This is a genomic window from Variovorax sp. LjRoot290, assembly GCF_964253985.1.
GTDB lineage: Bacteria > Pseudomonadota > Gammaproteobacteria > Burkholderiales > Burkholderiaceae_C > Variovorax.
The window spans coordinates 4321989-4348436 of sequence record NZ_CAXURW020000001.1 but is presented as its reverse complement, the minus strand read 5'-3'; the positions used below and the strand labels follow the sequence as shown (position 1 = coordinate 4348436).

29 protein-coding genes are annotated in these 26448 nt (G+C 68.8%); 9 read left to right on the top strand and 20 right to left on the bottom strand.

From position 1 onward, the window contains the following. The first annotated feature begins 6 nt into the window (after positions 1-6). From ACSQ9A_RS21610 to nadA, 3 genes are read left to right on the top strand one after another with little or no spacing between them, the layout of a single operon-like run. Complete coding sequence (locus ACSQ9A_RS21610) at positions 7-1008, top strand: NAD(P)H-dependent glycerol-3-phosphate dehydrogenase (protein ID WP_093105879.1); 1002 nt, start codon at positions 7-9, stop codon at positions 1006-1008. Positions 1009-1040: 32 nt separating this feature from the next. Further along, the gene (gene nadC, locus ACSQ9A_RS21605) at positions 1041-1919 is read left to right on the top strand and encodes a carboxylating nicotinate-nucleotide diphosphorylase (RefSeq protein ID WP_436305117.1); all 879 of its coding nucleotides are present in this window, start codon (positions 1041-1043) and stop codon (positions 1917-1919) included. Positions 1920-1922: 3 nt separating this feature from the next. Beyond that, positions 1923-3038 carry a quinolinate synthase NadA gene (nadA, locus tag ACSQ9A_RS21600; RefSeq protein ID WP_436305116.1) on the top strand — a complete coding sequence of 372 codons (1116 nt, stop codon included), beginning with the start codon at positions 1923-1925 and terminating at the stop codon, positions 3036-3038. Positions 3039-3053: 15 nt separating this feature from the next. Here the strand turns inward: nadA and ACSQ9A_RS21595 are convergent, their stop codons facing one another. The 7 genes from ACSQ9A_RS21595 to ACSQ9A_RS21565 form a co-directional block, all read right to left on the bottom strand. After that, a complete protein-coding gene (locus ACSQ9A_RS21595; RefSeq protein ID WP_436305115.1) occupies positions 3054-3428 on the bottom strand; it encodes a 6-carboxytetrahydropterin synthase in 375 nt (124 codons plus the stop codon). 113 nt (positions 3429-3541) lie between these two features. Further along, positions 3542-4180 carry a 7-carboxy-7-deazaguanine synthase gene (queE, locus tag ACSQ9A_RS21590; RefSeq protein ID WP_436305114.1) on the bottom strand — a complete coding sequence of 213 codons (639 nt, stop codon included), beginning with the start codon at positions 4178-4180 and terminating at the stop codon, positions 3542-3544. A 6-nt stretch (positions 4181-4186) separates the two neighbouring features. Continuing rightward, positions 4187-5017: a pantoate--beta-alanine ligase gene (gene panC, locus ACSQ9A_RS21585; protein WP_436305112.1), complete on the bottom strand. Its 831-nt coding sequence runs from the start codon at positions 5015-5017 to the stop codon at positions 4187-4189. A gap of 13 nt (positions 5018-5030) precedes the next feature. Beyond that, positions 5031-5909 carry a 3-methyl-2-oxobutanoate hydroxymethyltransferase gene (gene panB, locus ACSQ9A_RS21580; RefSeq protein WP_436305111.1) on the bottom strand — a complete coding sequence of 293 codons (879 nt, stop codon included), beginning with the start codon at positions 5907-5909 and terminating at the stop codon, positions 5031-5033. Positions 5910-5964: 55 nt separating this feature from the next. Further along, complete coding sequence (gene nadB, locus ACSQ9A_RS21575; RefSeq protein WP_436305110.1) at positions 5965-7536, bottom strand: L-aspartate oxidase; 1572 nt, start codon at positions 7534-7536, stop codon at positions 5965-5967. 180 nt (positions 7537-7716) lie between these two features. Continuing rightward, positions 7717-8514 (bottom strand): segregation and condensation protein A, encoded by a 798-nt coding sequence (locus ACSQ9A_RS21570; RefSeq protein ID WP_093106164.1) that lies wholly within the window; start codon positions 8512-8514, stop codon positions 7717-7719. A gap of 111 nt (positions 8515-8625) precedes the next feature. Further along, positions 8626-8832: a DUF3460 family protein gene (locus tag ACSQ9A_RS21565; RefSeq protein ID WP_093105897.1), complete on the bottom strand. Its 207-nt coding sequence runs from the start codon at positions 8830-8832 to the stop codon at positions 8626-8628. A gap of 132 nt (positions 8833-8964) precedes the next feature. Between ACSQ9A_RS21565 and ACSQ9A_RS21560 the strand changes: the two genes are divergently transcribed. Beyond that, entirely contained in the window at positions 8965-9630 is a 666-nt protein-coding gene (locus ACSQ9A_RS21560) for a hypothetical protein (protein ID WP_436305109.1), read from the top strand. Next, on the top strand, positions 9631-10131 hold the full coding sequence (locus tag ACSQ9A_RS21555) for an outer membrane protein assembly factor BamE (RefSeq protein ID WP_436305108.1): 501 nt from the start codon (positions 9631-9633) through the stop codon (positions 10129-10131). On the opposite strand, the gene ACSQ9A_RS21550 is transcribed toward ACSQ9A_RS21555, so the two are convergent. The 3 genes from ACSQ9A_RS21550 to metG are packed head-to-tail and all read right to left on the bottom strand — an operon-like array spanning position 10128 to position 14132. Continuing rightward, positions 10128-11804, bottom strand: coding sequence for a SulP family inorganic anion transporter (locus ACSQ9A_RS21550; RefSeq protein ID WP_436305107.1), 1677 nt, complete (start codon positions 11802-11804; stop codon positions 10128-10130). The two genes, ACSQ9A_RS21555 and ACSQ9A_RS21550, sit on opposite strands and share 4 nt — an antisense overlap. Positions 11805-11832: 28 nt before the next feature. Continuing rightward, positions 11833-12045, bottom strand: coding sequence for a hypothetical protein (locus ACSQ9A_RS21545; protein WP_436305105.1), 213 nt, complete (start codon positions 12043-12045; stop codon positions 11833-11835). A gap of 8 nt (positions 12046-12053) precedes the next feature. Continuing rightward, complete coding sequence (metG, locus tag ACSQ9A_RS21540; RefSeq protein WP_436305104.1) at positions 12054-14132, bottom strand: methionine--tRNA ligase; 2079 nt, start codon at positions 14130-14132, stop codon at positions 12054-12056. An 84-nt stretch (positions 14133-14216) separates the two neighbouring features. Here metG and ACSQ9A_RS21535 point away from each other — a divergent pair, with 84 nt between their 5' ends. From ACSQ9A_RS21535 to ACSQ9A_RS21520, 4 genes are all read left to right on the top strand, one after another. Continuing rightward, positions 14217-14756 (top strand): DUF1697 domain-containing protein, encoded by a 540-nt coding sequence (locus ACSQ9A_RS21535; RefSeq protein WP_436305103.1) that lies wholly within the window; start codon positions 14217-14219, stop codon positions 14754-14756. A gap of 68 nt (positions 14757-14824) precedes the next feature. Further along, the gene (locus tag ACSQ9A_RS21530) at positions 14825-15118 is read left to right on the top strand and encodes a hypothetical protein (protein ID WP_436305102.1); all 294 of its coding nucleotides are present in this window, start codon (positions 14825-14827) and stop codon (positions 15116-15118) included. Then, complete coding sequence (locus ACSQ9A_RS21525; protein WP_436305101.1) at positions 15096-15434, top strand: hypothetical protein; 339 nt, start codon at positions 15096-15098, stop codon at positions 15432-15434. Before ACSQ9A_RS21530 ends, ACSQ9A_RS21525 begins: the two co-directional genes overlap by 23 nt. Before the next feature lie 7 nt (positions 15435-15441). Then, positions 15442-16113, top strand: a complete 672-nt coding sequence (locus tag ACSQ9A_RS21520) for a YceH family protein (protein ID WP_436305100.1) — start codon at positions 15442-15444, stop codon at positions 16111-16113. On the opposite strand, the gene ACSQ9A_RS21515 is transcribed toward ACSQ9A_RS21520, so the two are convergent. From ACSQ9A_RS21515 to ACSQ9A_RS21470, 10 genes are all read right to left on the bottom strand, one after another. Continuing rightward, complete coding sequence (locus tag ACSQ9A_RS21515) at positions 16114-17328, bottom strand: patatin-like phospholipase family protein (RefSeq protein WP_436305099.1); 1215 nt, start codon at positions 17326-17328, stop codon at positions 16114-16116. 45 nt (positions 17329-17373) lie between these two features. After that, positions 17374-18315: a CysB family HTH-type transcriptional regulator gene (locus tag ACSQ9A_RS21510; protein ID WP_436305098.1), complete on the bottom strand. Its 942-nt coding sequence runs from the start codon at positions 18313-18315 to the stop codon at positions 17374-17376. Between the two features lie 106 nt (positions 18316-18421). Further along, positions 18422-19378 (bottom strand): ABC transporter substrate-binding protein, encoded by a 957-nt coding sequence (locus tag ACSQ9A_RS21505; RefSeq protein WP_436305097.1) that lies wholly within the window; start codon positions 19376-19378, stop codon positions 18422-18424. A 37-nt stretch (positions 19379-19415) separates the two neighbouring features. Next, positions 19416-20573, bottom strand: a complete 1158-nt coding sequence (locus ACSQ9A_RS21500) for a c-type cytochrome (protein ID WP_436305095.1) — start codon at positions 20571-20573, stop codon at positions 19416-19418. A gap of 6 nt (positions 20574-20579) precedes the next feature. After that, positions 20580-21359, bottom strand: coding sequence for an ABC transporter ATP-binding protein (locus ACSQ9A_RS21495; protein ID WP_436305094.1), 780 nt, complete (start codon positions 21357-21359; stop codon positions 20580-20582). After that, positions 21353-22378, bottom strand: a complete 1026-nt coding sequence (locus ACSQ9A_RS21490; protein ID WP_436305093.1) for an ABC transporter permease — start codon at positions 22376-22378, stop codon at positions 21353-21355. Before ACSQ9A_RS21490 ends, ACSQ9A_RS21495 begins: the two co-directional genes overlap by 7 nt. Beyond that, positions 22375-23373 carry an ABC transporter substrate-binding protein gene (locus tag ACSQ9A_RS21485; RefSeq protein ID WP_436305092.1) on the bottom strand — a complete coding sequence of 333 codons (999 nt, stop codon included), beginning with the start codon at positions 23371-23373 and terminating at the stop codon, positions 22375-22377. Before ACSQ9A_RS21485 ends, ACSQ9A_RS21490 begins: the two co-directional genes overlap by 4 nt. 16 nt (positions 23374-23389) lie before the next feature. Next, complete coding sequence (locus ACSQ9A_RS21480; RefSeq protein ID WP_436305091.1) at positions 23390-24220, bottom strand: class II aldolase/adducin family protein; 831 nt, start codon at positions 24218-24220, stop codon at positions 23390-23392. Between the two features lie 3 nt (positions 24221-24223). Beyond that, entirely contained in the window at positions 24224-25330 is a 1107-nt protein-coding gene (locus ACSQ9A_RS21475) for an LLM class flavin-dependent oxidoreductase (protein ID WP_436305090.1), read from the bottom strand. A 30-nt stretch (positions 25331-25360) separates the two neighbouring features. Continuing rightward, positions 25361-26371: an ABC transporter substrate-binding protein gene (locus tag ACSQ9A_RS21470; RefSeq protein ID WP_436305089.1), complete on the bottom strand. Its 1011-nt coding sequence runs from the start codon at positions 26369-26371 to the stop codon at positions 25361-25363. Positions 26372-26448 lie beyond the last annotated feature (77 nt).

Here is a 26448-nt window from a genome sequence, read left to right as displayed (position 1 = left end):
CCGCCGATGAAGATCTGCGTGCTCGGCGCCGGTGCCTGGGGCACGGCGCTGGCGGTCAATGCGGCCGGCCGCCATCCGGTCACCCTGTGGGCGCGCGATGCGGCCCAGGCCGAGGCCATGTCGGCGGCGCGCGAGAACCAGCGCTATCTGCCCGGCATTGCGCTGCCGCCCTCACTCACCATTCGCGCCGGCGATGCGCTCGCCGCGCTCGAGGGCGCCGATCTCGCGATCGTCGCGACGCCGATGGCGGCCTTGCGCGAACAGCTCGTTCTTTTGCGCGACGCCGCCTACCCGGTGGCCTGGCTTTGCAAAGGCGTCGAGCCGGCGCGCGCGGACCCGGGCGCCGTGGGGCTGCTGGGCCACGAGATCCAGGCCGTCGTCGCGCCCGATCTGATGGCCGGCGTGCTGAGCGGCCCGAGCTTTGCGCAGGAAGTCGCGCAAGGCCGGCCCACGGCGCTGGTTGCCGCCAGTCTCCATACGCAGCTGCGCGATGCGCTGGTCGCGGCCTTCCACGGCCCGACCCTGCGCGTTTATGCCAACGACGACATCGTGGGCGTCGAGGTCGGCGGCGCCGTCAAGAACGTGCTGGCGATCGCGACCGGCCTGGCCGACGGCCTGGCGCTCGGCCTCAATGCGCGCGCCGCGCTGATCACGCGCGGCCTGGCCGAAATGACGCGCTTCGGCGTCGCCCTCGGCGCCCGGGCCGATACCTTCATGGGGCTGTCCGGCCTCGGCGACCTCGTGCTCACGGCCACTGGCGATCTCTCGCGCAACCGCAAGGTCGGCCTGCTGCTGGCCCAGGGCCGGACGCTGGCCCAGGCGGTGGATTCGCTGGGCCACGTGGCCGAGGGCGTCTACTGCGCGCGCACCGTGGTGCAGCGCGCGCGCCATCTGGGCGTCGAAATGCCGATCGCCGACAGCGTGGTGGCGCTGCTTGACGGCCGCGTGCGGCCTGCGGAGGCGGTCGCTGAACTGATGGGGCGCGAGCCGGGCGTGGAATCCGGATGAAACCCATGTGACCCCGCTAAGCAAACAGAACAATGGACGACAACTTTTTCGATTTTTCCCCGGCCCGCGTGGCCGAGCTCGCGCAGACCGATGTCGCGCGGGCGTTGCGCGAGGACGCCGGCGACGGCGACCTCACGGCCGGCCTGGTGCCCGCCGGCGGGCGCGCCACGGCGCGAGTGCTGCTGCGCGAGCCCGCAGTGCTGTGCGGCGCACCGTGGGTGGAGGCGGTCGTGCGGCAGCTCGATCCGCAGGCCCGCATCGTGTGGCATGGTGCAGAAGGCACACAGTGCGCGGCCGAGCAGACCGTGCTCGAAATTTCGGGCGATGCGCGGGCCCTGCTCACTGCCGAACGCACCGCGCTCAACTTCCTGCAGCTGCTGAGCGCCGTCGCGACGCGCACCGCCGCCTACGTCGAAGCGGTCCGCGGCACGCGCGCCGCCATCGTCGACACCCGCAAGACCCTGCCGGGCCTGCGTCTGGCGCAGAAGTACGCGGTGCGCGTCGGCGGCGGCACCAACCACCGCATCGGCTTGTACGACGCCATCCTGATCAAGGAAAACCACATCGCCGCCGCGGGTGGCGTCAGCGCCGCGCTGCAAGCCGCCGCGCGCGTGGCCGGCCAGGCAAAGTTCGTCGAAATCGAAGTCGAGACGCTGGGCCAGCTCGACGAGGCGCTGGCCCAGGGCGCGCGGATGGTGCTGCTGGACAACATGGACCTGCCGACCTTGCGCGAAGCCGTGCGCCGCAACGAGGCGGCCGGAAAGACCCGCGCGGTGTTGGAGATCTCCGGCGGCGTCACACTCGAGAGCGTGCGTGCCCTGGCCGAGACCGGCGTCGATCGCATCTCGGTGGGCGCGCTGACCAAGGACATCAAGGCCATCGATTTTTCGATGCGCTTCCAGGAGGGCTGAGCCGTGGCGACTTCCGTCATCAGCGTCGACTACGAGCAGCCGGCCGAAGCCGGTGCCGCCTGCGACACGCGCCATGCCTGGGCGCGCGTCCCGCCCGAGCCGTCGCCAACCGAACGCGCAGCGCTGAAGCAGCGTATCCGCCGCCTGCTGCGCGAGCGCGATGCGGTGATGGTGTCGCACTACTACGTGCATCCCGACCTGCAGGACCTGGCCGAGGAAACCGGCGGCCTGGTGAGCGATTCGCTCGAGATGGCACGCTTCGGCCGCGACCATGCGGCAAGGACGCTGGTGGTTTCGGGCGTGCGCTTCATGGGCGAGACCGCCAAGATCCTGTCGCCCGAAAAGCGTGTGCTGATGCCCGATCTCGACGCCACCTGTTCGCTCGATCTCGGCTGCCCGGCCGATGCCTTCAGCGCCTTCTGCGACCGGCATCCGGACCGCACGGTGGTCGTCTACGCCAACACCAGCGCGGCCGTGAAGGCGCGCGCCGACTGGCTGGTGACTTCAAGCTGCGCGCTCGACGTGGTGCGTGCGCTGGCGGCGCAGGGCCGCAAGATCCTCTGGGCGCCCGACCGGCACCTGGGCGACTACATCCGGCGCGAAACCGGCGCCGACATGGTGAGCTGGGAAGGCGCCTGCATCGTGCACGACGAATTCAAGGCGCTCGAGCTGGAACTGCTGAAAGAGGCCCATCCGCGAGCCAAGGTGCTGGTGCACCCGGAAGCGCCGGCCGACGTGATCGCGCTGGCCGATGCGGTGGGCTCGACCTCCGGCATCCTGAATGCGGCGCAGCGCATGGATGCAGCCGAGTTCATCGTCGCCACCGACAGCGGCATGCTGCACAAGCTGCGCACGCTCAATCCCGGCAAGATCTTCATCGAGGCGCCCACGGCCGGCAACGGCGCCACCTGCAAGAGCTGCGCGCACTGCCCCTGGATGGCCATGAACGGCCTGGCCGACCTGGCGCGCGTGCTCGAAACGGGCGCCGGCGAGATCCATGTCGACCCGGCGCTGGGCCTTCGCGCACGCGTGCCGATCGATCGCATGCTGGCTTTCACGGCGGGGCTGAAAAACGGCCAGCCGGCCGGCAGCTTGGTCGCCGGCATCGGCGCGGCCTGAGCCGAGCCTCCGGCGTCAGGCGCCGAGCTCCAGCACGCACTCGTCGCCCAGCGCATCGCGCCAGACGCGCACCCGCGAGGGCAGCGGCCGCATGCCGGCCAGGGCCTTGGCGATGAACAGGCAAAGATTTTCCAGCGTGGGGATGCCCAGGCCCGGCACATCGTCGAGCAGGTGATGGTCGAGTTGCTCGCGTACGGCATTCAGATGTCCGCGCAACACGCCGAGGTCGATGACCATGCCGGTTTCGACATTGAGCGGGCCGCGTACGGCGACCTCCGCGTGGTAGGTGTGGCCGTGGATGCGGCGGCTGCCTTCGGCGTCGATCTCGCGCCGCAGGGTGTGGGCAGCGTCGAAAAAGAAGCGCTGGCTGATGGTGAGTTGGGTGGACATTGGCGTCAGTCGGGGAACACCGCGGAACCGGCTTTGCCGGGCCGCTGGTGTTGCCCCCGGAAAGGGGGTTGGCGGACCACACGAAGTGGGGGAGCCTGGGGGAGAGCCAAATTTCAGCGGATCCCGGTCAGTTTGTGGGTCTGCAGGCTGAGCCGCCAGCCGGGGCGGTGCATGCAGGTGTCGATGCACAGGGCCGTGTTCTCGGTCTGTGCCGGACCGTCCATCGGCTGCAGGAAGCGGTGCGCGAAGTGGCTGTCGGCCTGCAGCGCGTCCAGGTCGAGGCCGGGCTGCGGCCACACCACCTTGAGCTCCTGCCCCGTGCGCTGGACCCAGGGCGCGCCGGCCTTCGGGCTGATGCAAAGCCAGTCGATGCCTTCGGGCGCAAGGACGGTGCCGTTGCTTTCCACCGCGATCCGGAAGCGGCGCGCATGCAGCGCGGCGATGAGCGCCGCGTCCACTTGCAGCAGCGGTTCGCCGCCGGTGAGCACGACCATCCGGTGCTTGGCGTCGCCGGCCGGCCATTGCGCGGCGATGGTGTCGGCAAGCAGCTCGGCGTTGGCGAACTTGCCGCCCAGCGTGCCGTCGGTGCCGACGAAATCGGTGTCGCAGAAGCGGCAGATGGCGCTCTCGCGGTCGCTCTCGCGGCCGCTCCACAGGTTGCAGCCGGCAAAGCGGCAGAACACGGCCGGCATGCCGGCCTGGGCGCCTTCGCCTTGCAGGGTGTAGAAGATTTCCTTGACGCTGTAACTCATGAAGACTCAGAGGTCGATTTCCAGGTTGTCGATCAGCCGCGTGGCACCCAGGCGCGCCGCGGCCAGCGCAACCAGCGGCTCGCCGGGCGCCGGCGCCTGCAGGTCGGCGCGGCGGCGCAGTACCAGGTAGTCGGGCTGCCAGCCGCGCTCTTTCAATGACTGCATCGCGCGCGCTTCGATCGCAGCCAAGTCGCGCTCGCCCGAACGCAGCGCGCTGTCCATGGCTTGCAACGCCTTCGACAGCTGCACCGCTTCCGCGCGCTCGGTCTCGCTCAGGTAGCCGTTGCGCGAGGACAGCGCGAGCCCGTCTTCGGCGCGCCGGGTCTCGCTGCCCACGATCTCGATCGGCAGCGCGAACTGCCGCACCATGTGGCGGATGACCATCAGCTGCTGGTAGTCCTTCTTGCCGAACACCGCGACGCGCGGCTGCACGCAGCTGAAGAGCTTCATCACCACGGTGCAGACGCCGACGAAGAAGCCGGGCCGGAAATGGCCTTCGAGGATGTCGGCCAGCACCGGATCCGGATGCACCTTGCAGGTCTGCGGCTCGGGATAGAGCACCTTCTCGTCGGGCGCGAACAGCACGTCGCAGCCGGCCGAGCGCAGCTTCTCGCAGTCGCTGTCCCAGGTGCGCGGATAGGTGTCGAAGTCCTCGTGCGGCAGGAACTGCAGCCGGTTGACGAAGATGCTGGCCACCGTGACGTCGCCCAGCGGCTTGGCCTGGCGCACCAGGGCCAGGTGGCCCTCGTGCAGGTTGCCCATGGTGGGAACGAAGGCCGGGCGCTGGAAGTGGCTCAGGTGTTCGCGCAGTTCGGGGAGGGTGCGGGCGATGTGCATGGTCGTGATCTGCCTACCAGGCGTGGAGTTGGTCGTCGGGGAAGCTGCCGTCCTTCACCGCGCGCACATAAGCTGCAAGAGCCTCTGCGATGCCGGGCGCATCGGCCATGAAGTTGCGCACGAACTTCGGCATCTTGCCGAGGTTGATGCCCAGCATGTCGTGCAACACCAGCACCTGGCCGGCGGTGCCGCGGCCGGCGCCGATGCCGATGGTGGCGCAGTGCTTCAGCTCGCCTGTGAGCTCGGCGGCCAGGGCGGCCGGCACCATCTCCAGCACCAGCATCGCCGCGCCCGCATCCTGCAGCGCATGGGCCTGCTGTTTCAGCAGGGCCGCCGCTTGCTCGCCCTTGCCCTGCACGCGGTAGCCGCCCAGCGCGTGCACCGTCTGCGGCGTGAGGCCGAGGTGGGCGCACACCGGGATGCCGCGCTCGACCAGGAAGCGCACGGTCTCGGTGGTCCAGCCCCCGCCTTCGAGCTTGACCATGTGGGCGCCGGCCTGCATCAGTACCGCGGCGCTGGCGAGCGCCTGCTCGCGCGATTCCTGGTAGCTGGCGAAGGGCAGGTCGGCGACCAGCCAGGCCGTGCCCTGCACGCGGTGCAGCCCACGAAAGACGCTCTCGGTGTGGTAGCGCATCGTGTCCAACGTCACGCCCACGGTGCTGTGAAGGCCCTGGCAGACCATGCCCACGGAGTCGCCGACCAGGAGGCATTCGACGCCCGCCGCATCGGCCATGGCGGCGAAGGTGGCGTCGTAGGCGGTCAGCATGGTGATCTTCTCGCCGCGCGCATGCAGGTCCGCCAGGCGCGGCAGGCTGAGCGGCTTGCGCAGCGAGGGCGGGGAGGCGGGCGGCAGGGTGCCGTAGGGGGTGGCGGAGCCGGCGGCGTTCGACATGGTGGGCTTCTTCAACAGTGGCGCAGCGCGCCGTAGGTTCGAACCGGGCGGCGCCTCAGGCGGCCGGCGGTACCAGGATGGTCGGTGCCGCGGGCGCGGCGAGCGATGGATAGTCGCGGCTGAAATGCAGGCCGCGGCTCTCGCGCCGCGCCTGCGCCGAGCGCACGATGAGCTCGGCCACCTGCACCAGGTTGCGCAGCTCCAGCAGGTCGCGCGTGACATGGAAGTGGGCGTAGAACTCCTGGATCTCGCTGTTCAGCAGCGCGATGCGATGGGCGGCGCGTTCCAGCCGCTTGTTGGTGCGCACGATGCCCACGTAGTCCCACATGAAGCGGCGCAGCTCGTCCCAGTTGTGCGAGATGACCACGGTCTCGTCGGCATCGGTGACCCGGCTGTCGTCCCAGGGCGGCAGCTCGGCGCCGGCGTGCGCCGGCGCCTCCGCGATGGCCTGTGCGGCCGCGCGTGCGAACACCATGCATTCGACCAATGAGTTGCTGGCCAGGCGGTTGGCGCCGTGCAGGCCGGTGCAGGCGGTCTCGCCGATGGCGTAGAGGCCCGGCACGTCGGTGCGGCCGGCGAGGTCGCTCAGCACGCCGCCGCAGGTGTAGTGCGCGGCCGGCACCACGGGAATGGGCTCGCGCGTGATGTCGATGCCCAGTTCGGCGCAGCGCGCGAGGATGTTGGGAAAGTGTTCCTGCAGGAAGGCCGGGCTCTGGTGCGAGATGTCCAGGTGCACGCAGTCCAGCCCGTGCTTCTTCATCTCGAAGTCGATGGCGCGCGCCACCACGTCGCGCGGCGCCAGCTCGGCGCGCGCATCGTGCGCAGGCATGAAGCGGGTCCCGTCGGGCAGCTTGAGCAGTCCGCCCTCGCCGCGCACCGCCTCGCTGATGAGGAAGGACTTGGCATGCGGGTGGTAGAGGCAGGTTGGGTGGAACTGGATGAACTCCATGTTCGCCACCTGGCAGCCCGCGCGCCAGGCCGCGGCGATGCCGTCGCCGGTGGCCGTGTCGGGGTTGGTGGTGTAGAGATAGACCTTGCCGGCGCCGCCGGTGGCCAGGATGGTGTGGGGTGCGCGGAAGGTGACCACCTCGTCGGTCGCTGCGTTCAGCGCATAGAGGCCCAGGCAGGCCGGGTCGGCCAGTCCGAGCTTGCGGCCCGTGATGACGTCGACCAGCGTGTGTTCTTCGAACAGTGTGATGCCGGGCGTGCGGCGCACGACCTCGATCAACGTGCGCTGCACTGCGGCGCCGGTGGCGTCGGTCACGTGCACGATGCGGCGCTGGCTGTGGCCGCCTTCGCGCGTCAGGTGCAGTTCGCCGTTCTCGAGCGAGAAGGGCACGCCGAGTTCGCGCAGCCAGGCGATGGCCTCGGGCGCGTGCTCGACCACGAAGCGGGTGGCGGCCAGGTCGCAGAGCCCGGCGCCGGCGACCAGCGTGTCGTCCACGTGGGACTGCAGGCTGTCGTCTTCGCCCAGCACCGCCGCGATCCCGCCCTGCGCCCACTGGCTGGAACCGTCGTTCAGCGCGCGCTTGGTGAGCACGGCCACGCGGTGCGTGGGCGCCAGGTGCAGCGCGGCACTGAGGCCGGCCAGACCGCTGCCGACGATGAGGACGTCGAACTCATGCATATATCGCTCACCCCCAGGCTTGCCCACTTCGTGTGGCCGCCACCGCCCTCACCGGGGGCGCCACCAGCGGCCCGGCGAAGCCGGTTCCGCGGTGTCTCCCGAATGGGCCTGGCTTCGCCGGCCTCGAATTGATGACCACGCGTCGGGCAACGGCCGGCCGGCGCGCTGAATAGAGCAACATCATGCCGGGGCGTAGGCCAGCCGCACGTAGATCGGCGCGAAGGCCTCGGCCTGCGTGATGTCGATCAGCGTTTCCTTCGCGAGTTCGAGCATCGCGATGAAGGTGACGATCAGCACCGGCACGCCGCGCGTGACGTCGAACAGCTTCTCGAACTCGACGAACTGCCGCCCCTGCAGGTGGCGCAGCACGATGCTCATGTGCTCGCGCACGCTGAGCTCCTCGCGCGAGATCTTGTGGTGCTGCACGAGCTTGGCGCGCTTCAGGATGTCGGCCCAGGCCTCGCGCAGGTCGACCACGTTCACGTCGGGAAAGCGCGGCTTGAGCGACTGCTCGATGTAGACCTGCGCCTTCCAGAAATCGCGCCCGGCCTGCGGCATCGCGCTGATCGAAGCGGCCTGCAGCTTGGCCTGCTCGTACTCGAGCAGGCGGCGCACCAGTTCCGCGCGCGGGTCCTCGACCTCCTCGCCCTCGGCCGTCTTCTTGGGTGGCAGCAGCATGCGCGACTTGATCTCGATCAGCATCGCGGCCATCAGCAGGTACTCGGCCGCGAGCTCGAGGTTGGTCTGGCGCACCTGGTCCACATAGGTCAGGTACTGCCGCGTCAGTCCTGCCATCGGGATGTCGAGGATGTTGAAGTTCTGCTTGCGGATCAGGTAGAGCAGCAGGTCCAGCGGCCCTTCGAAGGCTTCGAGGAAGACCTGCAGCGCCTCGGGCGGGATGTAGAGGTCGTTGGGCAGCGCGAACAGCGGCTCGCCGTAGAGCCGCGCGAGCGCGACCTGGTCGATCACCTCGGGCATGGCCGCGATCGGCGGCGCGTCGTCGTCGACGACGTCCTCTGCCTCCAGGGCACGGGCATCGTCGCCCGCCATGGTGGCCCGGGAGTGCGCTACAGGCCGGATGGGCACTTGTTACTTCACGCGCGTCTGGTAGACGTAGGGCTGCTGCGGCACATTGGCCTGGCCGTACTCCTCGAGCGCGTCGCGGTCGAGGTGCTTGTCCCACAGGAGTGCGCGGCCGGCGCGCTGTTCGGCTTCGAGCGTCGGCTTCTTTTCCTTCATCTCTTCGATGAAGTTCGTGATCTCGGAGGTGTAGTGAGGGCGGGCGAAGATGGACATGGGGGTTTGGACCTTTGCGGCGAATTTTACCGGGGCTCAATCCCGGCCATCCGGCACCGGTGGATTCCTCATTGTTGGAGGGGTCGCCATGCGCTAGCGTGGCGGCTCCCAAACACCACAAGGAGACTGCTCATGCGCCGACTTTCGCTGTACCTCGCTTCGATGGCCGCGACGGCCATTGCACTGGCGGCCTGCAGCGGCATGACCGGTACGCCGCAAAGCAAGATGAGCTTCTTCCTGACCAGCACGAACCCCGGCAAGGGCGCCGACTTCGGCGGCCTCGCGGGCGCCGACCGCTACTGCCAGAGCCTGGCGGCGAGCGCGGGCGCCGGCGGCCGGACCTGGCGCGCCTACCTGAGCAACAGCGCCTTGGCCGGCAGCCCGGCGGTGAATGCGCGCGACCGGATCGGCAGCGGCCCGTGGCTCAACGCCAAGGGCGAGTTGATCGCCAGCAATGTCGACGGGCTGCACGGTCCCGACAACAAGCTCAACAAGCAGACGGCGCTGACCGAAAAGGGCGAAACCATCAGCGGAAGCGGCGACGCGGTCACCCTGCACGACATCCTGACCGGCTCCTCGCCCGACGGCCGTGCCGTGAGCGACGGCAAGGACAACACCTGCGGCAACTGGACCAAGGGTGGCGAGGGCTCGGCCATCGTGGGTCACCACGACCGCAGGGGGCTGGACGACAGTGCGCCCGCGAAGTCCTGGAACTCCTCGCACCCCACCCGCGGCTGCAGCCTGGACGCTCTCAAGTCAACCGGCGGCGGCGGCTTGATGTATTGCTTCGCACAATAAATGAGGCTCACCTCCAGGCTTGCCCACTTTGCCGCTTTGGCGGCGGTGCTGTGCCTGGGGGGCTGCGATCGACAGCGCATCAGTGAGCTTGAAGAAGGCGTCTCGACCGAGGCCGATGTGCGGACCCGCTTCGGCCAGCCGGAAAACATCTGGGACGCGCCGGGCGGCCGTGTCTTCGAGTACAACCGCCAGCCCCAGGGCCAGAAGAACTACATGATCACTATCGGCCCCGACGGCAAGATGAGCGCGCTGCGCCAGGTGCTCACGCCCGAGAACTTCGCCCGGGTGCAGCCCGGCATGGCGATGGAAGATCTGCGCAACCTGCTGGGCAAGCCGGCCAGGCGCACGCCGTACCCGCTCAAGAACGAGACCGCCTGGGAATGGCGCTGGCTCCAGCCGCCGAATTCGCCGATGGTGTTCGTCGCCACGCTCAATGACGACCAGCGCGTGGTGCGCACCGGTTCTTCGCCCGACCGCAGCACCGAAGCCAATTCGAACTAGTGCGCGGCCTGGCCCGGCGCGCCCGAGGTGATCTCGTCCGCGAAGCCCGAGCGCACGATCACTTCGAGCGGTTGCGGCTGCAGCGACTCGATGCGCAGCACGCCGTCGCGCGCCAGCACCGCCTTGTGCAGCTGGCGCAGCGCGTCCAGGCCGGTGGCGTCGAGCGAAATCAGCTGCATCGCATCGAGCACCACCGTCATGCCGCGCGGGGCCCGCTCGACGGCCTGCACGGTCGGGTCCAGCTTGGCTGCGGCGCCGAAGAACAGCGCACCGTAGAGCCTGAAGGTCAGCACCGGCGGCTGCAGCGACACCATCTCGATGCTGAACAGCGTGCTCATGCGCCGGATGAACAAGGCACAGGCCAGCACGATGCCCGCCTGCACCGCCACCGTGAGGTCGAACACCACGGTGAGGAAGAAGGTGCCGAGCATCAGGAACCGGTAATGCTGGCTGAAGCGGCGCAGCATGTAGGGGGAGAACTCGTGCCATTCGCCCATGTTCCAGGCCACGAAGACCAGGATGCCGGCCAGCACCGCCAGCGGCACGTGCTGCGCGAGCGGCGCTGCCACCAGCACCACCACCAGCAGCGTGAGCGCGTGCACGATGCCGGCGATGGGCGAGCTGGCGCCGGCGCGCACGTTGGTCACGGTGCGCGCGATGGTGCCGGTGGCCGGCATGCCGCCGAAGAAAGGCGTGACCAGGTTGGCGATGCCCTGCGCCATCAGTTCCTGGTTGGGATCGTGGCGCGGCTGGCCGCTGGCCTGGTCGGCCACGCGCGCGCACAGCAGCGACTCGATCGCGCCGAGCAGCGCGATGGTGATCGTGGGCGTCACCAACTGCTTGACGGTTTCCCACGAGAAATCGGGCAGTGCGAAGCCCGGCGCGCCCTCGGGAATGCCGCCGAAGCGCGTGCCGATGGTCTCCACCGGCAGGCTGAAGCCCCAGGACACCAGCGTCAGCGTGACCAGCGCGACGATCGGCCCCGGCATGCGCGAGCCGGCGCGCACGGCGCGCAGCTCGGTCATGCGGCCCAGCACCAGGTGCACCGCGTAGCCGAAGCGCGTCTTGTCGTGCAGGAGCTTCGGCCAGGCGAACAGGCCGATGAGGCAGACCAGGCCGAGCCCGAAGGCGTAGGGATTGAAGCTGCCGAGGTTCTTGGCCAGCGTGTGCAGCTGGGAGAACATGTCGGCCGGCATCTTGGCGATCGAGAGGCCGAGCCAGTCCTTGAGCTGCGAGATCAGGATCAGCGCCGCGATGCCGTTGGTGAAGCCGATCACGATCGACACCGGCACGTAGCGGATCAGGTTGCCGAGCCGGAACAGCCCCATCAGCAGCAGCAGCAGGCCCGCGCAAGCGGTGGCGATCAACAGGTTCGCCACGCCGTAGCGCTCGACGATGCCGTAGACGATCACGATGAAGGCGCCGGCCGGCCCGCCGATCTGCACCGCCGAGCCGCCCAGGGCCGAGATCAGGAAGCCGGCGATGATCGCGGTCCAGATGCCGGCCTCGGGCTTGAGGCCGGAGGCGATCGCGAAAGCCATTGCGAGCGGCAGCGCCACGATGCCCACCGTGGCGCCGGCGCCGAGGTCCTTGAAGAAGCGTTCCCTGTCGTAGCCGGCCAGCGCGTCGATCAGTCGGGGGCGGAAGGGCGCAAGCTTCAATGGCGAGGTCATGACGCTATTGTGGATGCGCCTTTTTCGCTCAACGGTCTTCGCTGTCGGGCAGCACGGCATCGGCCGCGGCGCCTACTGCCTTGCCCGTGATGCGGGCGGTGCCGATCGCGGCATCGGCCGCCAGGCCGACCGCGCCGGCGCCCACGCTCACCACCGTGCTGGCGACCGTGACCACCGCGCAGCCGCCAAGCGGCAGGCCGAGGGCCAGGGTCAGAGCGGCGATGAGGGCGCAGCGGTTCATGAGCGGCGCTAGCGTACCCGCATGCCGGGCGTTGCGCCACTCGTCGGCTCGAGCACGTAGATGCCGGGCTGGGCCTTCTCGTCGGCATGGCTGGCGGCCAGCACCATGCCTTCGGAGATGCCGAACTTCATCTTGCGCGGCGCCAGGTTGGCGACCAGCACCGTGAGCTTGCCGACCAGCTGCTCGGGCTCGTAGGCCGAGGCGATGCCGGAGAAGACGTTGCGGGTCTTGCCCTCGCCGGCATCGAGCGTCAGGTGCAGCAGCTTGGTCGAGCCTTCGACCTTCTGGCAGGCCACGATCTTCGCGATGCGCAGGTCGATCTTTGCGAAGTCGTCGATGGTGATGGTCGGGGCGATGCCTTCGCCGCCGGGGAGGGCGGTGGCGGGAGCGGCTTCCGGGGCCGGCTCGGGCGGCTCGAACAGCTGGTCGAGCTGCTTGGCGTCGACGCGCTGCATCAGGTGCTTGTATTCGCCGATCGGGTGGCCTGAAGGCAAGGGTGCATGAACGTCGCTCCACGCCAGCGGATCGATCTTCAGGAATTCTTCGACCTTGCTTGCGAGCGTCGGCAAGACGGGCTTGAGGTAGAGCGTCAGCAGGCGGAAGGCCTCGATGCAGGCCGAGCACACGTCGTGCAGCCGCGCCTCCTGGCCTGCCTGCTTCGCGAGCTCCCACGGCTTGTTGGCGTCGACGTACGCGTTCACATGGTCGGCCAGCGCCATGATCTCGCGCAGCGCGCGTGCGAAGTCGCGGCTGTCGTAGAGGGCGCGGATGTTCTCCGCTTCGAGGCGCAGCACCTCCAGCACATGCAGGCCGTCGCTGCTGACCTGCCCCAGATGGCCGCCGAAGCGCTTGGCGACGAAGCCGGCCGCACGGCTGGCGATGTTGATGTACTTGCCGATCAGGTCGGCGTTCACGCGTGCGATGAAGTCGTCGGGATTGAAGTCGACGTCTTCCACCTTGGCGTTGAGCTTGGCCGCGATGTAGTAGCGCAGCCATTCGGGGTTCATGCCGATCGAGAGGTACTTGAGCGGGTCGATGCCGGTGCCGCGGCTCTTGCTCATCTTCTCGCCCGAGACCGTGATGAAGCCGTGCACGTTGACCTGGCTCGGCGTCTTGCGGCCGCTGAACTGCAGCATCGCGGGCCAGAAGAGCGTGTGGAAGTAGACGATGTCCTTGCCGATGAAGTGCACCTGCTCCACCGCCGGATCGGCGACGAATTCGTCGAAGCTTTGCGATGTGCGCGAAGCCTCGTGCCAGTGGGCGGCGGCCTGGCCCTTGTCGAAGTGGTTCTTCAGGCTCGCGAGGTAGCCCACGGGCGCATCGAGCCAGACGTAGAAGTACTTGCCCGGCGCATCGGGAATCTCGATGCCGAAGTAGGGCGCCTCGCGCGAGATGTCCCAGTCGGCCATGCCGGCCTCGAACCACTCGCTGGCCTTCTTCGCCATCTCGGGCTGCAGCTTGCCGTCCTGCGTCCACGTCTTCAGGAAGTCGACCACCTTCGGGTCGGAGAGCTTGAAGAAGAAGTGCTCGGAGCTGCGCAGCTCGGGCGTTGCGCCGGTGAGCGTCGAATAGGGGTTGATCAGCTCGGTCGGTGCATAGACGCTGCTGCAGACCTCGCAGGCGTCGCCGTACTGGTCCTTGGCGTGGCACACCGGGCATTCGCCCTTGATGTAGCGATCGGGCAGGAACATGCCCTTCACCGGGTCGTAGAACTGCTCGATGGTGCGCGTGGCGATCATGCCGCCCGCCTTGAGCTTCCTGTAGATGCCCTGCGCCAGCTCGGTGTTCTCGGCGCTGTCGGTCGAGTGCCAGTTGTCGAAGCGGATGTGGAAGCCGTCGAGGTATTCCTTGCGGCCCGCGGCGATCTCGCCGACGAATTCCTGCGGCGTCTTGCCGGCCTTTTCGGCCGCGATCATGATCGGCGCGCCATGCGCGTCGTCGGCGCCCACGAAGTGCACCATGTGGCCCTGCATGCGCTGGAACCGCACCCAGATGTCGGCCTGGATGTATTCCATGATGTGGCCGACGTGGAACTTGCCGTTGGCATACGGCAGGGCGGTGGTGACGAAAAGCTTGCGCTGGGACATCGGGGAGGCGCTTTCTGGGGGAACGGAGGAGCCGGCGGGAGGGGCATTTTAGGCGCCGGGCGCGACTGATAGATTCCGCGGGACATGAAGCACGCCGTCTTCTTCCGCAATCTCAACCTGGGCCGGCCGAACTGCCCGACCCGGGCGCAGTTCGAGGCCGCCTTCCTGGCGGCTGGTGCCGGGTCGGCTTCCTCCTTCCTCACCAACGGCACGCTGGTCTTCGAAGCGCGAAACAAGACCGAGGCGCGCAAGGTGCTGGCGCAGGCCTGCGAAGCGCTTGCGGCCGAGTGCGGATTGCGCGAGCCGGCCTTCCTGCGCAGCGTGGACCGCCTGGCCGAGCTCGTGGCTCTCGATCCCTTCGCAGCCGTCGATCGCGGCAGCGTCTACGAAGTCTGCGTGTCCTTCCTCGGCGCCAGGCGCGGGGCGCTGCCCGCGCTGCCGCTGGTCTCGAAGCGCCAGGACGTCGAAGTCCTTCACGCCACCGAGGGCGAGGCCTTCAGCATCAGCCGCGTGGTCGGCAACACGCCGGGCAGCCCGAACGCCTTCCTCGAAAAGCTGCTGGGCGCACCGGCGAGCACGCGGGCCTGGAACACGGTCGTGCGGCTGGTCGAGAAGCATTGCTGAGCCGCCTAGCAAACCAACCGTGGGTGCGGTGTGGTGACAAAAGGCACACAGCAGGTTAGGATGCCGGCATGAAGTCTTTTCGGTGGAGCCCGGAGAAAAACGACATGCTCAGGGCAGATCGAGGAGTCTCTTTCGAGAGCGTTGTTGTCGCTATCGAATCGGGCGGCTTGCTGGATATCCTGGCCCACCCCGATCAGGTGAAATATCCGAGGCGGCGAGTACTCGTCGTGGCTTATGACGGCTATGCGTATTTGGTGCCGTTTGTCGAAGAGGAAGACTATTTCTTCTTGAAGACCGTCATCCCGAGCCGCAAAGCGACACGCGACTATTTGAATACGGGTGAATCAGATGCAGAACATTGACGACAACGAAAGCGAAATTTCCAGCGCCTACGACAAGGGAAAACTCACGTCGGTCGCCACCAAGAGCGAGCTTGCCAAGTTCAAGGCGGTGGCGCGGGCCACCGCCATCAAGGATCGGCGCGTCAATATCCGCCTTTCCTCCGGCGACTTGAACGACATCCAGGTCAAGGCCCTCGAAGAAGGCATGCCCTATCAAACCTTGATTGCCAGCGTGCTTCACAAGTACGTCACGGGCCGCCTGGCAGAGCAGCCCGAACGCACCACTCCCTCGCCGCGCGCCGCCGCGCGCAAGCGGCGTCCCAGCTCCGCGAGTTGACTCGGTCATGACTCCGACCCTCCCCACCCTGTCCCTGATCGAAACCCGCGTGCTCGGCGTGCTGGCCGAGAAGCAGCGCACCGTGCCCGACAGCTATCCGCTGACCTTGAATGCGCTGGTGGCCGGCTGCAACCAGAAGACCAGCCGCAATCCGCTGATGGAGGCCTCGGACACCGACGTGCAGGCTGCGCTCGACAGCCTCAAGGGCTACAGCCTGGTGATGGAGACGAGCGGCGGGCGCGTTTCGCGCTACGAGCACAACATCGAGCGGGTGCTGCGCGTGCCCTCGCAGTCGGCCATCCTGCTGACGGTGCTGATGCTGCGCGGCCCGCAGACCGCCGGCGAGCTGCGCATCGCCTGCGAGCGCATGCACAACTTCGCCGACATCTCCTCGGTCGAGGCTTTCCTCGACGAGCTCGCGGCCCGGCCGGCCGGCGCGCTGGTGCTGAAGATGTCGCGCCTGCCCGGAGCACGCGAGAGCCGCTGGGCCCATCTGCTCGCCGGCGAGCCGCCCGAGAGCACGCCGGAGACCCGCACCGCGAGCGGTCCTCAGGATGCCTCGCTCGGTGAAGTGGCGGCGCTGAAACTCAACGTGGCGCGGCTCGAGGCGGAGGTTGCCGCGCTCAAGACCCTGACGGCGCGGATCTGCTCCGAGCTCGGCATCGCCAACGACGGCTGATCAGGCCGGCGCCCAGCCGAAGAAGCGACGCACTTCGTTGCGCTGCTTCAGCGTATCGGCCCGCCCGAGCGCCATCAGCTCGCGCGTGAAGCCCTGATCGAAGAGCAGGTAGCTCGCGAGCGCCGCACCCTTGACCTCGTTGTGGCCCGAGAGCGCGTCGCGGCCGCCGAACAGGCGGCGCACCGCGCCGGGCAAGGCGCCCACATGGCGCGCGGCGATTGCGTCGATGCGCTCCGAGGGCGAGATCAGCAGCAGCTCGACCGGCCGCAGGCTCGTGCTCTGCCGCGCATCGGGCGGGATCAGCGCGAGCGTCTGGTTGATGCGCCGCAGGCGCTCGACGTCGACCGCCAGCGCATCAAGGAAGATGCTCGACAGTGCATGGCCCGCGATCTGCGCCATGGTCGGATAGCCGGTGAAGGTGTTGGGTGCGGGTGCTTCGCGCGGCTCGCTCATGCGGCCGGCGCCCACGGCGAGGATGCGCTGCGCGCCCAGGTGGATGGCGGCCGCGATCGGCGCCGACTGGCGCATCGAGCCGTCGCCGAAGTACTCGGTATGGCCGCCCAGGTCCAGGCCGGTGGACGGGAATACGAAGGGAATGGCCGAGGAGGCCAGCAGATGCGCGTGCGTGATGCGCACCGGCACCGCGATGCGCTGCGAGCGCACCCAGGGTTCCATCGGTGCGGCCGCGTCGAAGAAGGTGACGTGCTCGCCCGAGCTGTAGCTCGACGCGGTCACGGCCAGTGCCTGCAGGTGGCCGTCGCGCATCAGTTGCGGCAGGCGCTCGAGCGGCACCATGCGCTCGAGCAGCTCGGCCAGCGGCGCGTTGTCCAGCAGCGAGCGCGGCGCGAGGCGCAGCCACTTGCGCAGCAACTGGCCCACGCCCAGCAGCAGGCGCCAGCGCGCGCCGGCATCGAGCATGGCCAGCGAATCGGCGCGGTACACCTGCTCGGTGCGAAAGCCCTGCCACACGTCGGCGATGCGCCGCACGGTGGCGTCGAAGTCGTCGCTGCCGCAGGCCAGCGCCGCGGCGTTGATGGCGCCGGCCGAGGTGCCGGTGATCACGGCGAAGGGATTGCCCTGCGTCCCCGCACCCGCAGCGAGCCGCAGGTCGGCAATGGCTTCGAGCACGCCGACCTGGTAGGCGGCGCGGGCGCCGCCGCCGGTCAGCAGCAGGCCGGTGGCGGGCAGGGGGGCGGATTCGGGCGGTGGTGGCATGAAGGGCGCCCAAGCGTACCCGCCCTTCGGCCCTTCCGCACGGTCCTAGGCTTCGTCGAGCACCGGCGAATCCGAAGCCAGCGCCTGCTCCACCACCTCGCGCGTCAGCGTCGGCGCAAAGGATTCGATGAAGGCATGCACATAGCCGCGCAGGTAGCTGCCGCGCCGCACCGCGAGCTTGGTGAGGTTGATGCCGAACAGCGGGCCGGCATCCAGCGCGCGCAGCTGCGTGTCGCGCTCGGCCTCGTAGGCAATGCCGGCGACGATGCCCACGCCCATGCCGAGCTGCACATAGGTCTTGATCACGTCGGCGTCCATCGCGGTCAGCACGATGCCGGGCGCGAGGCCCTGTTCCTCGAAAGCGTCGTCGATCTTCGTGCGGCCGGTGAAGCCGGTGTCGTAGGTGATCAGCGGATAACGGGCCAGCGCCTCCAGCGTGAGCGCTGCATCGAGCAGCGCATGCCCCGGCGGCACGATCACCGAATGCGTCCAGCGGTAGCAGGGCAGGGCCACGAGCTGTGGATAGTCGCCCAGCGCCTCGGTCGCGATGCCGACGTCCGCCTCGCCGTCGATCAGCATTTGCGCGATCTGCTTGGGCGAGCCCTGGTGCAGATGGAGCTTGACGTCGGGGAAGTGGCTGCGGAACTCCTGCACCGCCACCGGCAGCGCATAGCGCGCCTGCGAATGCGTGGCAGCGATGGAGAGCAGGCCGCTTTGCCGCGCGACGAATTCCTGCCCCGCATGCCGCAGGTTGCTGCTCTCCATCAGCATGCGCTCGATGATCGGCAGCACATGGCCGCCGGGTTCGGTCAGGCCGGTCAGGCGCTTGCCGGCGCGCACGAAGAGCTCGATGCCGAGCTCTTCCTCGAGTTCGCGGATCTGCCGGCTCACGCCGGGCTGGGAGGTGTGGAGCGTGTGAGCGACTTCGGTGAGGTTGAAGCCGCAGCGCACGGCTTCGCGCACCGAGCGCAGTTGTTGGAAATTCATAGGGCTCGAACGGAGAACGGCGCCGCAAAGGGCGTGGCGCGCCATTGTCCGCAGGGGCCTCGGATCTGGGAACGACCGATTCGTTGATTCCAAATAATCAACTCATCTAACCGTTCGCAGAGAAGGACAGGTCGAAGGTGGAACGTACATCCAGCGGCTGCTTGATGAGCCCGACCTGGCTGTAGAAATCGGCGGTGCCCTGCTGGTCGGCAATCACCCGCGCATCGATGGCCACCCATTTCTGCTGGCGACGCTCGAACTGCAGCTTCGCGGCGTCGGCCGGGATGCCGATGATGCGTGCCAGCGTGGCCGAGAAGGCATCGACATTGCGGTACGACCAGCGCTGCGCGCGCACCACGCGCTGCAGGAAGTCCTGCAGCACCGGCCGCTTGGCGGCGATCGCTGCATCGGTGGCGGCCAGGTAGCTCAGGCCCGGCAGCAGGCCGCGGCCGCTCGCCAGCACCCGCGCATGCCCGCTGGTTTCGGCCAGCGCGGTGTAGGGCTCCCAGGTGGCCCAGGCGTCGACCGAGCCTTGCGTCAGCGCGAGCTTGGCATCGGCCGGGGCGAGGAAGCGCAGGTTCACGTCCTCCGGCTTGAGGCCGGCCGTCGTGATGGCCTTCAGCGTGATGTAGTGGCCGATCGAGCCGCGGTTGGTCGCGATGCTCTTGCCCTTGAGGTCGGCGGCGGTCTTCAGCTGCGAGTCGGGCCGCACCAGCACGGCCGTGCCGTAGGCATCGGAACGGTTGGCGCCGATCGCCTTGACGCGCGTGCCGGCCGCGAGCGCGAAGATCAGCGGCGCATCGCCGATCGGCCCCGAGTCCACGGCTTCTGCATTGAGCGCTTCGGCCAGCGGCGCGGCGGCCGGGAACTCGGACCACTGGATGTCGTAGCTCAGGCCTTCGAGGCTGCCGGCCGCTTCGAGCAGCGCGCGCAGGCCGCCTTTCTGGTCGCCGGCCTTGAGCACGGGGCGCGATTGCGCATGCAGCGCGGGGGCCGGCAGCGCGAGGCTGGTGGCGCCGGCGAGCGTGTGGGTGATGAAGCGACGGCGGGATGCTTGGGTCATGAAGAAGACTCCTTGAATGTGATGAAAGAGGGCGGGCTCAGTGCACGAAGCCGCCCTTGACGAAGCGCACCGGCTCGGCGTCCATGCGCGCGATCAGGGCGCCGAGGCCGTCGGTGAGCGAAGCGTCTTGCGCGTCATGCGGCACCGCCTCGGTGCGGCACAGCAGGTCGTCCTCCGACCAGCCGGCCTGGCCCGGCGCGCTGCGGGCGCGCAGCCAGCCGCCGCGGTCCGCCAGCAGTTGCGTGCCGGCCAGTTGTTCCGTGCCTGCGACCAGTGCAAAGGCGTCCCAGGCATTTGGGTCGGCGATGCAGTCGATGCCGGACTGCGAGGAGGTGTCGCCCGGAGGTCGCAACAGCACGGTCACCAACCGCGGGTCTTCGAGCAAAGGCGCCGCCGCGGCCGAAGCCACGATGCGCAGGCGCTGGCCGCGCCAGCTCGCGAGCGTGCGCGGTGTGCGGCCTTCGCAGCGCACCGCGACATCGGGCAGACCGATGGGCTGGGCCCAGAGGCCGGTCGCGCGCAGGCTCTGTCCCGCGCCCTGGGCCTTCATGAAATCGATCAGCGCCCAGGCCTCGCGCGCACCGAACAGCCCGTCGAAGGCCGGCATGGTGGGCGCGCCGCGCCTGTCCTGCATGCCGTGGAGCACGCGCCACAGCAGGTCGCCATCGGCGCGCCGCCACAGGAGCGGGCCGCTGAGGTTCGGCGGCCACACGGGCTGTGCGGCTGCCAGCGGACCCTGGCCGCGGCCGTCCGCGCCATGGCAGCCGATGCAGTGCTGCGCATAGAGCGCGCGTCCCTGCGCGATGGAGGCCGCGCTGAAGCCGGTGGGCGAGCGATGGAAGCTCGCGGGATAGGCCGGCACCAGCACCACATGGGCCTCGGGCCAGGGTGCGACGGCCAGCAGCAGCGGAACCATCGCGACGAGCACGATCCGCCGCCGGCGCCAGACCAGCGCGAGCAACAAGGCAAGCAGCGCAGCCGCGAGCACCAGCAGCGTGAGCGCGAGCCGCCGTGCCTGGCCGAGATCGATCAACAGGTTCTCGCCCGACAGGCGCAACGCCCATGGCCAAGCCGGCTGGCCATGGCTGGTGCCCGCGAGTCCGAGCCACGCGAGCAGCCGCAGCAGGCCGAGTTGCGCAGCCTGCAGAAAACCGATCAGCGCGTTGAGCCCATCGGCCTCGGCCAGCGGTGTCATCGGGATCTACCAGGTCGCATCCAAACCTAGATGACGCAGTGCTTCGTGCCGGAGTTCGGTCAGCCTCGGATGGCCGCGATGACGCGGGTAGGGCAGGTCGACTTCGAGCTGCGCCGTGATGCGCGCCGGCCGGTCGCTCAGCACGATCACCCGATTGGCGAGGAACAACGCCTCTTCGACGTCGTGCGTGACCAGCAGCGCCGAGAAGCCCGTCCGCTGCCACAGGTTGACCAGCTCGCTCTGCATCGCGATGCGCGTCAGCGAGTCGAGCTTGCCCAGCGGCTCGTCGAGCACCAGCAGCTGCGGATCGTTGACCAGCGCCCGCGCCAGCGCGACGCGTTGCGCCATGCCCCCCGAGAGCTGATGGGGAAAGCTCTTCGCGAAGTCGGCAAGGCCCACGAGCCTGAGCGCATCGTCGACGCGCGAACGCTGCGTCTTCAGCAGGCCGCGCGCCTGCAGCCCGAGCGCCACGTTGTCCCACACGTTGCGCCACGGATAGAGCGTCGGGTCTTGGAACACCACGATGCGCGAGGGACCGGGTCGCGCGATGCGCTCGCCGTCCTGCGTGATGCTGCCGGTGGTGGCTGGCTCCAGCCCGGCCACCAGCCGCAGCAGCGTCGACTTGCCGCAGCCGCTGGGCCCCAGCAGCGCGACGAACTCGCCCGGCTGCACCGTGAGGTCGATGCCGTCTAGCACCTGCAGCACGCCGGCCGACAGCTGGAACCAGTGGCCGACGTTGCGCACCTCGATGCGTGCGCCGGCGGTTGTCGTCGCTGCGGCTACCACTTGACCGTCCCCTTCTGCCACGAGAGCGCGCGGTCGCGCACCGCGAACAGCAGCGTGATGAGGCCCGAGCACAGCACCGCCATCACCAGCAGCGCCGCATACATGTTGGCGTAGGCGGCCCAGCCCTGGGCCCACTGCAGGTACCAGCCGAGGCCGGCCTTCACGCCCATCATCTCGGCCGTGACCAGCACCGAGAACGAAGCGCCGAGCCCCATGAAGAGGCCGACGAAGACCTGCGGCAGGGCAGCCGGCACCGCCACGCGCAGCACCAGGAACCATTCGGGCGCGCCCAGCGTGCGCGCCACGTCGTAGTAGTTCTTGTTGACCGAGGCCACGCCCGACCAGCTCAGCACCGCCACCGGGAAGAAGGTCGCGAGCCCGATCAGGAACACCGCGGCCGCATAGCTCGAGGGCGCGAAGAAGAAGGCCAGCGGCAGCAGCGCCGAGGCCGGCACCGGCCCGAGAAAGCGCAGCAGCGGATGCACCCAGTAGCCGGCGATGCGCGACCAGCCGATCCAGACGCCGGTCGCGAAGCCGACCCCCGCGCCGAGCACGAAGCCGTGCGCCAGCAGGCGCGCCGAATGCGCGGTCGAGAGGCCGAGCCGGCGCCAGTCCTCGTAGGCGACGTCGATCAGGCTTTGCGGCGGGGCGAAGAAGGGCGGTGGCAGCAGGCCCAGCTTGGCGGTCGCCACCTCCCACAGCGCGAGCAGCAGCGGGGCCGCGACCAGCCACTGGCCGGCCGGGCGAAGCACGCGTCCGATGCGGCCGGCGCGCGCGCCGAGCAGCGCGATCGCGAGCAGCAGCAGCGCCACCGCGATCGCGGCGCCGCCGAATTCGGTGGTGAAATTCCAGTCGCTGAAGCCGACCTCCTTGTTGGGCCAGATCAGCGTGACTGCACCGAGCGCGAGCCACGCGGCCGCCGCGACGGTGCCGATGCGCCAAACGCCGGCGAGTACCGGTTCGCGCAACGCACGCGGCTGCGCCGGCGGCGCGTCCAGTACCTGCTCGGCCGTGGTCATGCGAGCACATCCACCGACACGTGGTTCGCGAGCCGCGCCGGATCGGTGTTCTGCTTCAGCACGCCGACCGAGCGGAAGTCGCGCGCATAGAACTCGACCTCGTCGCGCAGGCTTTTGCCCACGGGGTGGTGCCCGTGCGTCAGCGTCCCCAGCAACGCCTGCAGATCCTCGAGCGGCACCTTGGGCGAGTACTTGGCGAAGAGCTTGGCCGACTCGTTCGGGTTCTCGGCCACGAAGTCCGAGGCCTGCACGATCGCACGCACCAATGCCGCGACCACCGGCTTCTCCTTGCGCACCAGCTCGCCGCGCGCGCCGACGATGCAGCAGACCTTGTCCTTGTATTCGCCCGAGAGGTTGGAGGCCAGCTGGACGTAGCGGTCCTTGTTGCGCTTCTCGATCAGGTAGAGCGTCGGGTCGCCGTCGGCGATCGCCTGGATCTCGCCCTTGTTGACCGCGATGTCGAGCAGGTCGGCCGGGTACTGGCGCCAGGTCACATCGCGGTCCGCATCGATGCCGTTCTTCTTCAGCAGGATCGAGAAGAAGTTCTTGCCCGGGCTCGCGATGTCCGAGACGCCGATGGTCTTGCCCTTGAGCTTCTGCAGGTCGGTGATGCCGGCTTCCTTGACGCCCACCAGGCGCACGCAGCCGCCGTGCGAGCTGCCGACGATCTTGACGTCGAAGCCCGACTCGAGCGGCTTCAGCCAGCGATGGATCATGCCCACCGCGGCGTCGGCCTTGGCGGTGGCGAGCGATTCGAGCAGCTGGTCGGTGGAGCCGGTGTAGTTGACCAGGTCCACCTGCAGGCCGTTCTTCTCGAAGAAGCCGCGCTCCTGCGCCACCACCACCGGCGAGAGGCAGAAGGCGGTGGCGTTCCAGGCGAAGCTGAGCTTGCGCGGCTGCGACCAGGCGCGCGAGGCGAGCAGGCCGCTGGATGCGATGGCGGCAGCGGCGCCGCCGGCGCGCAGCACGCGGCGGCGCGAAAAGGATGTGTTCATGGCGAAGGGCCTCGGATCAAAGAAGAAGTTCAGGCTCGGCCTCGACCAGCCCTTCGTAGAGGCTTTCGAAGGCATGCAGCGCGCCTTCGGGCCCGCCGATCTGGCCGTGCGTGTGGCGCGCGACCGCTTCGTCGATGGGATGCGGCGTGCCGGCGGCCTCGGCCAGGAGCTGCGTGTGGCAGGCGTTGTCGAGCGCGATGTACCACCAGGCCGCGGCCTCGACGGTCGGGCCGGCCGTCAGGATGCCGTGGTTCTTGAGGATCGCGCCCTTGCGATCGCCCAGCGCCTTCGCGATGCGCAGCCCCTCGCTCTCGTCGACCACCATGCCGGTGAAATCGTCGAAGAGCGCATGGTCGTCATGGAAGACGCAACTGTCCTGCGTCAGCGTGTCCAGCTTGCGGCCCAGCGTCGACCAGGCCTTGCCGTAGGTCGAATGCGTGTGCGCGGCCGCGATGATCTTCGGGTTGTATTCGTGGATCGCCGCATGGATCGCGAAGGCCGCCTTGTTGAGCGGGCGCTCGCCGATCACTGTCTCGCCCTTCGAATTGACCAGCAGCAGGTCCGACACCTTGATGCGCGAGAAGTGCACGCCCAGCGGGTTGACCCAGAAATGGTCCGTGAGCTGCGGGTCGCGTGCCGTGATGTGGCCTGCCAGCCCCTGCGCAAAGCCGAAGCGCGCGAACAGGCGGAAGGCGCCGGCCAGCCGCTCCTGGCGATGGCGGCGCTCGGCTTCGATGCTGGGGCGTTGCGCAGGCGGATCGAACCAGTATTTCTGCTGCGGGTTCGGATTGAGTTGAAGTTGCTGCGACCTGGCGGCCGGGCGGTCGATGGAAAGAACGGCGCTCATGGCTCAGGCCGCCTTGCGCTGCGCGGCCACACGCTGCGCCACCAGTTCGCGCGTGCGCGGAATCAATTCGCGGCCGTAGTCGATCGCGTCCTCGAGCGGATCGAAGCCGCGGATCAGGAAGGTGGTGACGCCGAGCGCGTGATAGTCGAGTAGCGCATCGGCCACCTGCTCCGGCGTGCCGACCAGCGCGGTGCTGTTCGAGCGTCCGCCGATCTCCTGCGCGACCGCGGTCCACAGCCGCTTGTCGAGCCGCGTGCCATGCTCGGCCGCGGCCAAGAGGCGCTTCGCACCCTCGCTCTGCTGCGGACCGCCGCGGCCGAAGCCCTGCACCACGCGCAGCCGCCGGGTTTCGGTCAGGATGTTGTCGGCGCGCTCCCAGGCCTTGGCTTCGGTCTCGGCCAGGATCGGCCGGAACGAGACCGAGAAGCGCACGTTGCGCCCCTGCTTCGCGGCCTCGGCGCGCACGCGGCCCGTGAGCTCGGCCGCCTGGGCCAGCGATTCGCCCCACAGCGCATAGACGTCGGCATGCTTGCCGGCCACCGGGATCGCGGCTTCCGAGGCGCCGCCGAAATACACCGGCACGTGCGGCCGGCCGTTCAGTGTCTGCACCGGCTTCACTTCGGAGAACGCATCCTTGAAGCGGTAGTGCGCGCCCTCATGGTCGAAAGGCTTGTCGCTGGTCCACACCTTGCGCAGCAGCTCGAGGTACTCGTCGGTGCGCGCATAGCGCTGGTCGTGGTCGAGCCAGTCGCCGTCGCGCTTCTGCTCTTCGTCAGAGCCGCCCGAGATGTAGTGCACGCCAAGCCGTCCGCCGCTGAACTGGTCGAGCGAGGCGAACTGGCGCGCCGCCAGCGTCGGCGCCACGAAGCCGGGGCGGTGCGCCAGCATGAAGTGGATACGCTCGGTGACCGAGGCCGCATAGGCCACGGTCAGCGTGGCGTCGGGGCTGGTCGAGTGGTGCGGCACCAGCACGCGGTCGAAGCCGGCCGCTTCGTGCGCCTGCGCGAAGGCGCGCACGTAGTCGCGGTCGATCGCCGGGCCGCGCGCGGGATGGATTTCCGAGACCTTCTGGGCCTGGATCATGCCGATGAATTCGATGCTGTCGCTCATGGGTGTTTCTTCCTTCGATGCAAAAAGTGGTCAGGCCGGGTTGTTGTTGCGCGAGAGGGCGGCGCCGAAGCTGCGGTCCCACAGCGGCGCCACCTCGGCCGGGCCGTCGAGCACGCCGAGCTTCTGGAAGGTGTCGGCCACCTCCTGGTGGCTGCGCACCGCGGCGCTGGTGACCGGGCCCAGCGCGTAGTCGTTGCTGCGGCCGTTGAAGAGCTCGATCAGGTCGCCCACCGGCACCCGCGTCTCTGCCGACTGCGCCTTCGCGTACTCGAGGTAGTTGCCGTTGGCCCAGGCGTAGGCGCGCTGCAGCCGCAGCAGGAAGTCGGTGATGGCGGCATGGCGCAGCGGCTCGTCCACCGCGCGCGGATTGGCATAGACCGGGAAGTTGCCCGAGAGATAGCCCTTGCCGGTCTTGATGGTGCGCGCGCCGTACTGGGTGCGGGCCAGCTGCCCGTTGTAGCCGTAGATGGCCCAGGCATCGAGGTCGCCGCGCGCGAAGGCCGAGAGGCCGTCCGCCGGACTCAGGTTGATGGGCTGGATGTCGTTGAAGCTGAGCCCGACCTCGGCCAGCTGTTTGCTCAGGTAGTAGTGCGCGGTGGTGGCGCGCACGTAGCCGACGCGCTTGCCCTTGAAGTCGGCGATGGTCTTGATCGGTGCGTCCTTGCGCGCCAGCGTCGCCTGGTTGTTCAGGTCTTCATGGATCACGGCGACGAAGCGCACCTTGGCCTTCTGGCGCGCCGCGAAGGTGGCCGGGATCTCGCTGCCCGAGCCCAGATCCAGCGCATCGCCCTGGATGGCCTCGATGTGGAGCACGCCGTTGTTGAGTTCGCGCCAGTCGATCCTGTAGGGTGTCTTGCCCTGGCCCGATGCCTCGAGCAGCGGGCGCCACAGGCCCTTGTAGGTGCCGATGCGCAGCGTGAGGCCGGAGAGATCGGTGGGCGCGGCGGCCTGTGCCCACGGGCCGGCGGCGCCGAAGGCCGCGGCCGTGCCGGCGGCTTGCAGCCATTGCCGGCGCGACCAGGCAGAAAGGATGGATGTCATGGAAAGCGCTCTTCTCGTGGACCTTGGGGAGGCGTGACCGTAATGCGCGCCGCGGCCGAAGAGAACGCAGAAATGCG

Bases quoted from the DNA above. Each gene is read 5' to 3' on its own strand.
- ACSQ9A_RS21610 (WP_093105879.1), top strand. From the start codon at position 7: ATGAAGATCTGCGTGCTCGGCGCCGGTGCCTGGGGCACGGCGCTGGCG.
- nadC (WP_436305117.1), top strand. From the start codon at position 1,041: ATGGACGACAACTTTTTCGATTTTTCCCCGGCCCGCGTGGCCGAGCTC.
- ACSQ9A_RS21595 (WP_436305115.1), bottom strand. From the start codon at position 3,428: ATGTCCACCCAACTCACCATCAGCCAGCGCTTCTTTTTCGACGCTGCC.
- queE (WP_436305114.1), bottom strand. From the start codon at position 4,180: ATGAGTTACAGCGTCAAGGAAATCTTCTACACCCTGCAAGGCGAAGGC.
- panC (WP_436305112.1), bottom strand. From the start codon at position 5,017: ATGCACATCGCCCGCACCCTCCCCGAACTGCGCGAACACCTGAGCCAC.
- panB (WP_436305111.1), bottom strand. From the start codon at position 5,909: ATGTCGAACGCCGCCGGCTCCGCCACCCCCTACGGCACCCTGCCGCCC.
- nadB (WP_436305110.1), bottom strand. From the start codon at position 7,536: ATGCATGAGTTCGACGTCCTCATCGTCGGCAGCGGTCTGGCCGGCCTC.
- ACSQ9A_RS21570 (WP_093106164.1), bottom strand. From the start codon at position 8,514: ATGCCCGAGGTGATCGACCAGGTCGCGCTCGCGCGGCTCTACGGCGAG.
- ACSQ9A_RS21565 (WP_093105897.1), bottom strand. From the start codon at position 8,832: ATGTCCATCTTCGCCCGCCCTCACTACACCTCCGAGATCACGAACTTC.
- ACSQ9A_RS21560 (WP_436305109.1), top strand. From the start codon at position 8,965: ATGCGCCGACTTTCGCTGTACCTCGCTTCGATGGCCGCGACGGCCATT.
- ACSQ9A_RS21555 (WP_436305108.1), top strand. From the start codon at position 9,631: ATGAGGCTCACCTCCAGGCTTGCCCACTTTGCCGCTTTGGCGGCGGTG.
- ACSQ9A_RS21550 (WP_436305107.1), bottom strand. From the start codon at position 11,804: ATGACCTCGCCATTGAAGCTTGCGCCCTTCCGCCCCCGACTGATCGAC.
- ACSQ9A_RS21545 (WP_436305105.1), bottom strand. From the start codon at position 12,045: ATGAACCGCTGCGCCCTCATCGCCGCTCTGACCCTGGCCCTCGGCCTG.
- metG (WP_436305104.1), bottom strand. From the start codon at position 14,132: ATGTCCCAGCGCAAGCTTTTCGTCACCACCGCCCTGCCGTATGCCAAC.
- ACSQ9A_RS21535 (WP_436305103.1), top strand. From the start codon at position 14,217: ATGAAGCACGCCGTCTTCTTCCGCAATCTCAACCTGGGCCGGCCGAAC.
- ACSQ9A_RS21530 (WP_436305102.1), top strand. From the start codon at position 14,825: ATGAAGTCTTTTCGGTGGAGCCCGGAGAAAAACGACATGCTCAGGGCA.
- ACSQ9A_RS21520 (WP_436305100.1), top strand. From the start codon at position 15,442: ATGACTCCGACCCTCCCCACCCTGTCCCTGATCGAAACCCGCGTGCTC.
- ACSQ9A_RS21515 (WP_436305099.1), bottom strand. From the start codon at position 17,328: ATGCCACCACCGCCCGAATCCGCCCCCCTGCCCGCCACCGGCCTGCTG.
- ACSQ9A_RS21510 (WP_436305098.1), bottom strand. From the start codon at position 18,315: ATGAATTTCCAACAACTGCGCTCGGTGCGCGAAGCCGTGCGCTGCGGC.
- ACSQ9A_RS21505 (WP_436305097.1), bottom strand. From the start codon at position 19,378: ATGACCCAAGCATCCCGCCGTCGCTTCATCACCCACACGCTCGCCGGC.
- ACSQ9A_RS21500 (WP_436305095.1), bottom strand. From the start codon at position 20,573: ATGACACCGCTGGCCGAGGCCGATGGGCTCAACGCGCTGATCGGTTTT.
- ACSQ9A_RS21490 (WP_436305093.1), bottom strand. From the start codon at position 22,378: ATGACCACGGCCGAGCAGGTACTGGACGCGCCGCCGGCGCAGCCGCGT.
- ACSQ9A_RS21485 (WP_436305092.1), bottom strand. From the start codon at position 23,373: ATGAACACATCCTTTTCGCGCCGCCGCGTGCTGCGCGCCGGCGGCGCC.
- ACSQ9A_RS21480 (WP_436305091.1), bottom strand. From the start codon at position 24,220: ATGAGCGCCGTTCTTTCCATCGACCGCCCGGCCGCCAGGTCGCAGCAA.
- ACSQ9A_RS21475 (WP_436305090.1), bottom strand. From the start codon at position 25,330: ATGAGCGACAGCATCGAATTCATCGGCATGATCCAGGCCCAGAAGGTC.
- ACSQ9A_RS21470 (WP_436305089.1), bottom strand. From the start codon at position 26,371: ATGACATCCATCCTTTCTGCCTGGTCGCGCCGGCAATGGCTGCAAGCC.